This is a genomic window from Devosia riboflavina, from assembly GCF_000743575.1.
GTDB lineage: Bacteria > Pseudomonadota > Alphaproteobacteria > Rhizobiales > Devosiaceae > Devosia > Devosia riboflavina.
On the sequence record NZ_JQGC01000037.1, the window covers coordinates 22,945 to 29,382 of the forward strand.

Below are 6,438 nucleotides of genomic sequence, written 5' to 3' on the forward strand. Positions count from 1 at the left end.
GGACCGCACATAGCGCGATCCGCCCGCTTTGTCGCCGCGACTTAGTGCGCGTTGGTCGAGTCGATCTTGGGCAGGGTCGAGAACTGGTGGAACGGCGGCGGGGAGCTCAGCGTCCACTCCAGCGTCGTTGCGCCATCGCCCCACGGATTGTCACCGGCCGGACGCTTCTTACGACTAGCTTCCCAGGTCGCGTAGAAGAAGATCAACATGGCGACGAAGGTCACATAGTAGCCGATCGACGACACGCGGTTCCAGAGCGTAAAGGCATCCGGATAGTCGATGTAGCGACGCGGCATGCCGGCAAGGCCAAGGAAGTGCTGCGGGAAGAAGATCAGGTTCACGCCGACGAACATGGTCCAGAAGTGCAGCTTGCCCAGGAGCTCGTTGTACATGTAGCCGAACATCTTGGGGTACCAGTAGTACCAGCCAGCGAAGATCGAGAACACGGCGCCGAGCGAAAGCACGTAGTGGAAGTGCGCCACGACATAATAGGTGTCGTGCAGGGCACGGTCCGCACCGGCATTGGCGAGCACCACACCGGTCACACCACCAACGGTGAACAGGAAGATGAAGCCGATGGCCCAGAGCATCGGCAGGCGGAAGGTGATGGAGCCGCCCCACATGGTGGCGATCCAGGAGAAAATCTTCACGCCGGTCGGCACGGCAATAACCATGGTGGCGGCAACGAAATAGCGCTGCACGTCGAGGCTCATACCCGTCGTGTACATGTGGTGGGCCCACACGACGAAACCGACGAAGCCGATCGCGACCATTGCATAGGCCATGGCCATGTAACCGAAGATCGGCTTGCGGCTGAAGGTCGACACGATGTGCGACACGATGCCGAAGCCCGGCAGGATCATGATGTAGACTTCAGGGTGGCCGAAGAACCAGAACAGGTGCTGGAACAGAACCGGGTCACCGCCGCCTTCGGGCGCGAAGAAGGTCGTGCCGAAATTGCGATCCGTGAGCAGCATGGTGATGGCGCCAGCCAGAACCGGCAGGGCGAGCAGCAGCAGGAAGGCCGTCACAAGCACCGACCAGGCAAAGAGCGGCATCTTGTGGATGGTCATGCCCGGGGCGCGCATGTTGAGGATGGTGGTGATCAGGTTGATCGCGCCAAGGATCGAACTCACGCCGGCAACGTGCAGGGAGAGGATCGCAAAATCCATGGCAGGGCCCGGGTGGCCCACGGTCGAGAGCGGCGGATAAACGGTCCAGCCACCGCCAAAACCGGTCGTGCCCGAAGCGCCTTCAAAGAAGAGGCTCATCAGCAAGAGGATGAATGCCACCGGCAGCAGCCAGAACGCGATGTTGTTGATACGCGGGAAAGCGGTATCGGGCGCACCAACCATGAGCGGGGCGAAATAATTGGCAAAGCCACCCATGGTCGCCGGCATGACCATGAAGAACACCATGATCAGGGCATGAGCCGTGGTGAAGACGTTGAACATCTGCTTGCCGGCGTCGATCGAGCCGGAGGGGTCGGAGATGCCATAGACCATGGAGGCGAGACCATGGAAAATCTGGATGCCCGGCTCCTGCAGCTCCATGCGCATGAAGCCCGAGAGCAGGCCGCCGACGATACCGGCAACGATCGAGAACACGAGATACATGATCCCGATGTCCTTGTGATTGGTCGACAGGACCCAGCGACGCCAACCCGTGGGTGTGTGGTGGTCGTGCGCGGCGTGGTCATGCCCGGTGGCATGGGCCTCGAGGTGTGCTGCTTCTGACATTATGGTCTCCCCTGACCCTATTACTGAATAGCCGGCAGCACGGCGACGGCGCTGGCATAGTCACGGCTTTCCTTGAAGGCCGTGATGAAGGCTTGATATTCTTCGGCGGTGACGACGCGCACGGCGATCGGCATGAAGGCATGGTCCTTGCCGCACAGTTCCGAGCACTGGCCATAGAAGAGGCCGGTTTCGCGCGAGTTGAACCAGGTTTCATTGAGGCGCCCCGGCACGGCGTCGATCTTGATGCCGAAGGACGGAACGGCGAAGGCGTGAATGACACCCGAGGGGCTCGAGGTCACCTGCATGCGCACGGTGGTATCGACCGGCACGATCAGTTCATTGTCGACAGCCAGGAGGCGCGGCTGGTTCGGCTTGATCGTCTGGTGGTAGCTGTCCACCGCGGAGCCAAGGATGTTCGAGTCAAAGGCGACGCCTTCGTCGACATATTCATAGTTCCAGTACCACTGCTCACCCGAGGCCTTGATGGTGAGAGAAGCGGCCGGGACCTCGACTTCGCCGAACGAGAAAATATTGGCGCCGAGGAACTTGCGCTCGCCATCGGGCACGGTGAGCTGGTCGGACAAGACGCCGAAGGACGGGATGGCGATGATGATCAGAACGACGATCGGCAGGACCGTCCAGATCACTTCGATCAGCGTATTATGCGTGAAGCGCGCCGGCACCGGATTGGCCTTGGCGTTAAAGCGCAGCACGATGACGATAAGCAGTGCAAGAACGAAGAGCACGATGAGCGTGATCGTCCACATCAGCGGACCATCGTGGAAGGCCACGATGGAATCCATGATCGGCGTAACCGATTGCTGCAGGTGGAACTGGCCCGGCTCCGGATGGCCCTTACCGATTTCCTGGGCGGAAGCGAAAGCGGGCATCAGCGCCAGCATGGCCGTCGCGGCGGCACCCAACTTCCTCACGAACTGACCGGTCACCATAAACCCCCTGTTAACCAATTCTGGTGGCGCACACCAAGAAAGAGAGTGGAAAACAGCGGCATAGCTCACGCCGCCCCGACTCAACCTCGGAGCGCAAAACTCGGATTTGACCTAAATCACATTGCTGGGACCGAGTCTATCGCGGCTTCGCACACTTCCGACTGTTTAAAACTGGACAAAATCGGAAGCCTTTGCCTCAAGCGCGCCGCAGTTTCGCTGCCAGATCGCCGGCAGCGCGCCCTTTGGTTGACAGGGCTTTAAGGATAACTCAAACAGGTCCGAACGCCCCGCGCCCCGAATTCGGCTGGAGACGAACAAGAGTGATGGAATTTTCGAAGCGGCTGATCGGCCTGGCCCTGACTGTCGCCGCCCTTGCCGGCGCCACCCCTGCCATGGCCCAGGGCACCGTGCGTGGTGAATATGGCGACTGGCAGATGAGCTGCGACACACCGCCCGGCGCCAGCTCCGAACAATGCGCCATCATTCAGAACGTCATGGCCGAAGACCAGCCCAATGTCGGCCTCTCGGTCATCGTGCTGCGCACTGCCGATCGTGAAGCCCGCCTTTTGCGCGTGCTCGCCCCGCTCGGCGTCTTGCTGCCAAACGGCCTCGGCCTCAATGTCGACGGCACCGATATGGGCCGCGTCGCCTTCGTGCGCTGCCTGCCCAATGGCTGCGTTGCCGAAGTCGAGCTTGACGATGGCCTGATCGACGTTCTCTCCAAGGGCACGAGCGCGATCTTCGTCGTCTTCAAGACGCCGGAAGAAGGCGTTGGCATCCCGGTTTCGCTGGACGGGTTCTCCGAAGGCTTTGCCGCCCTGCCCTGACCCAGGACAGAGTATGGAAGACGATCGCCGGAAATATCACCGCAATCGCACGCTCAAGGGCGGACGAATCGTGACCAATGACGGGCATTCGACTTTCGATTGCACGGTGCGGAACCTCTCCGAAGAGGGCGCTAAACTCGTGGTAACGAGCATTATCGGCCTGCCGCACCGGTTTCGGCTCTCCATGGCCGATGGCCGCAATTTCGATTGCGAAACGATCTGGCACACCGAGACCGAACTCGGCGTCCGGTTCCTGTAGCGCAACGCTTCCCTTCTTCGTCATTGCCGGGCTTGCCCCGGCAACCCATCTCGCCTCGGCATGGACCACCGGGACAAGCCCGGCGGTGACGGCTGGTGCAGGAACGACACCCAAATCCCCAAAATGAAAAAAACCGGGCGAGTGCAAGCACAAGCCCGGTTGAGTTTTCAGGAAACGGGACCAGCGGCAAAACTGGCCCGGGAGATGGAACGAGCACATCGTGTTCGGTCCAAGAGAGACGTCCACGCCGGGGCGTGGACGAATGCTTTAACGCAGAGCCTGGCGGGCTCGGGCGGTGTTGAGCACCATGGTGGAGGCGCGCGAACTCTGCGCGGTCATGGCGTCGTGAATATCTGCATGGGAGAGGCCAAGATCGCGCAGGCGATCACTGTCGAGCTCGAGCAGGCTCTTGAGCACGGTCCGGCGTTGACGATCAGCATTCACCTTGGCGACAAAGGCAAAAAATGCGCGCAAGGGGGTAGTCGGCGTGGCGGCCGCAACTGACCGCTCGCCGGGCAGCGAGAGAGCCATTTCAATCTCCGAAAATGTTGTTTTGCCGAAGGGAGGTCGGCTGGAAGGGCGCCTTTTACGGCGATGATGATGAGATAACCCGCTGGACTTCCATTCGTCCAACAAATAGATTTCATCCATTCAATCAAAATGAGTGATGGGAGATCCGCCATGGCCGCTCCGCTCGATCTCGACCAGTTGCAGAGCTTTTGTGCCATTGCCGATTGCGGCAGCTTCACCGAGGCCGCCCGCCGCGTGAACAAGACACAATCTGCCGTCTCCATGCAGATCAAGCGCCTCGAAGAGCGACTGGGGCATGCCTTGCTCTCGCGCGATGGTCGCACCGTCACGCTCACGCACCATGGCGAAGTGCTTTATGAGCGCGCGCGCAAAATGCTGCGCACAAATGCCGAGATCCTCGACCATTTCTCCGATGGCGACCTTGCCGGCTCGATCCGCTTCGGCGTGCCGGACGACTATGCCGTGCGCTTGCTGCCCGTAATCCTCTCGAGCTTCCAGCGCACCCATCCCAAAATCGTCGTCGACGTCTCCTGCATGGCCTCGGAGCACCTTCTCGAAGGCATGCGCGCCGGCCGCTACGATCTCATCGTCTTCACCCAGGGTACCGAGCAGAACTTTGGTGAGCTGTTTCGTACCGAAAAGATGTTCTGGGTCGCGAGCCATGGCGGACGGGCGCTCGCCAGCGAACCGGTCGCCATCGCCTGCGGGCCGCAATATTGCATCTGGCGCAAGGATGCGATGGATGCACTCGACCGCACCGGCACCGACTATCGCATCGCCTATACCTCATCCAATGCAACAGCCATTTCCTCGGCGGTGCTCTCCGATCTCGCCATCGGCTTCCTGCCCGAAAGCGCCCTGCAGCCGGGCATGCGCGTCGTCTCCGACGAACACGGCCTGCCCCATCTCCCCGATGCACAGATGGCCCTGATGCGCGCCAGTCACGCCTATGGCGGCATCTATGATGCGCTCGCCAATCACATCGTGCAGTCCATGGGCAATCTGGAACATCCGCACCAAGCGGAAGCGGCGGAGTAACCCCCCTCCGCCCCTTGACCCGGCGCGGCATTTCCCGCACCAAGTCACCATGCCAGAAGTCCTGACCAATGCTGCCGAATTTACCGTTTCCGAAATCGCCCAGGCGGTAAAGCGAACGGTCGAAGATGAGTTCGGCCACGTCCGCGTGCGCGGCGAAATCTCGGGCTTTCGCGGCCAGCACTCCTCCGGCCACGCCTATTTCACCCTCAAGGACGATGCCGCCTCGATCGACGCCGTCATCTGGAAGGGCAGTTTTGGCCGCCTCGCCTTCAAGCCCGAAGAAGGATTGGAAGTCATCGCCACCGGGCGCCTGACAACCTTTCCGCGCTCGTCGAAATACCAGATCGTCATCGAGCAGATCGAACCGGCCGGCGCCGGCGCGCTCATGGCTCTCCTCGAAGAGCGCCGCAAGAAACTCCTAGCCGAAGGGCTCTTTGCCCGTGAGCGGAAGCGCCCCCTGCCCTATTTGCCGAGGGTCATCGGCGTCATCACCTCGCCCACCGGCGCGGTCATCCGCGACATCCTTCATCGCCTCGACGATCGTTTCCCGAGTCACGTTCTCGTCTGGCCGGTGCGCGTGCAGGGCGAAACCTGCGCCCCCGAAGTCGTTGGCGCTATCGAAGGCTTTAATGCCCTTCTCCCCAATGGCCCCATTCCGCGTCCCGACATTTTGATCGTCGCGCGCGGCGGCGGCTCCATCGAAGACCTTTGGGGCTTTAACGAAGAAGCCGTCGTTCGTGCCGTCGCCGCCTCGGATATTCCGGTCATCTCGGCTGTGGGCCACGAAACCGATACGACACTGATCGACTATGCCTCGGACATGCGCGCGCCGACGCCTACCGCCGCGGCCGAAGCGGCTGTCCCCGTCCGCGCCGAACTCATCGCTTATGTCGACGATCAGGGCAGCCGCCAGCGCCAGGCCGCTCGCCGCAGTCTTGCGAGCCTGAAGGACCGCCTGCGCGCCGTCAGCGCCGGCCTGCCGCGACCGGCCGACCTCATCGCAACGCAGCGTCAGACCCTCGATATGGCAGGAACCCGGCTCGCGGGTGGCCTCCGCCATTTCGTGCAAGATCGGCGTCTGGCCTTCTCCCGCC

The 6,438-nt window shown here is 61.5% G+C and carries 7 protein-coding genes; 4 read left to right on the forward strand and 3 right to left on the reverse strand.

From position 1 onward, the window contains the following. Window positions 1-41: 41 nt before the first annotated feature. Both ctaD and coxB read right to left on the reverse strand, forming a co-directional pair. Window positions 42-1,739, reverse strand: a complete 1,698-nt coding sequence (ctaD, locus tag JP75_RS24140; RefSeq protein ID WP_035087627.1) for a cytochrome c oxidase subunit I — start codon at window positions 1,737-1,739, stop codon at window positions 42-44. A 20-nt stretch (window positions 1,740-1,759) separates the two neighbouring features. Next, a complete protein-coding gene (gene coxB / locus JP75_RS24145) occupies window positions 1,760-2,689 on the reverse strand; it encodes a cytochrome c oxidase subunit II (RefSeq protein WP_051961335.1) in 930 nt (309 codons plus the stop codon). A gap of 323 nt (window positions 2,690-3,012) precedes the next feature. Between coxB and JP75_RS24150 the strand changes: the two genes are divergently transcribed. Together JP75_RS24150 and JP75_RS24155 are read left to right on the forward strand one after the other, a co-directional pair. Beyond that, the gene (locus JP75_RS24150) at window positions 3,013-3,516 is read left to right on the forward strand and encodes an invasion associated locus B family protein (protein WP_035087629.1); all 504 of its coding nucleotides are present in this window, start codon (window positions 3,013-3,015) and stop codon (window positions 3,514-3,516) included. 13 nt (window positions 3,517-3,529) lie between these two features. Continuing rightward, complete coding sequence (locus JP75_RS24155) at window positions 3,530-3,775, forward strand: PilZ domain-containing protein (RefSeq protein ID WP_035087631.1); 246 nt, start codon at window positions 3,530-3,532, stop codon at window positions 3,773-3,775. Window positions 3,776-4,042: 267 nt separating this feature from the next. Here JP75_RS24155 and JP75_RS24160 read toward each other — a convergent pair whose 3' ends face one another. Then, window positions 4,043-4,306 (reverse strand): YjiS-like domain-containing protein, encoded by a 264-nt coding sequence (locus JP75_RS24160; RefSeq protein WP_035087633.1) that lies wholly within the window; start codon window positions 4,304-4,306, stop codon window positions 4,043-4,045. Window positions 4,307-4,456: 150 nt separating this feature from the next. Between JP75_RS24160 and JP75_RS24165 the strand changes: the two genes are divergently transcribed. Together JP75_RS24165 and xseA are read left to right on the forward strand one after the other, a co-directional pair. After that, a complete protein-coding gene (locus tag JP75_RS24165; protein WP_035087635.1) occupies window positions 4,457-5,344 on the forward strand; it encodes a LysR family transcriptional regulator in 888 nt (295 codons plus the stop codon). Window positions 5,345-5,393: 49 nt separating this feature from the next. Beyond that, window positions 5,394-6,438, forward strand: a 1,045-nt coding sequence (gene xseA / locus JP75_RS24170) for an exodeoxyribonuclease VII large subunit (protein ID WP_035087637.1), incomplete at its 3' end; no start/stop codon positions are given.

Bases quoted from the DNA above. Each gene is read 5' to 3' on its own strand.
- ctaD (WP_035087627.1), bottom strand. From the start codon at position 1,739: ATGTCAGAAGCAGCACACCTCGAGGCCCATGCCACCGGGCATGACCAC.
- coxB (WP_051961335.1), bottom strand. From the start codon at position 2,689: ATGGTGACCGGTCAGTTCGTGAGGAAGTTGGGTGCCGCCGCGACGGCC.
- JP75_RS24150 (WP_035087629.1), top strand. From the start codon at position 3,013: ATGGAATTTTCGAAGCGGCTGATCGGCCTGGCCCTGACTGTCGCCGCC.
- JP75_RS24155 (WP_035087631.1), top strand. From the start codon at position 3,530: ATGGAAGACGATCGCCGGAAATATCACCGCAATCGCACGCTCAAGGGC.
- JP75_RS24160 (WP_035087633.1), bottom strand. From the start codon at position 4,306: ATGGCTCTCTCGCTGCCCGGCGAGCGGTCAGTTGCGGCCGCCACGCCG.
- JP75_RS24165 (WP_035087635.1), top strand. From the start codon at position 4,457: ATGGCCGCTCCGCTCGATCTCGACCAGTTGCAGAGCTTTTGTGCCATT.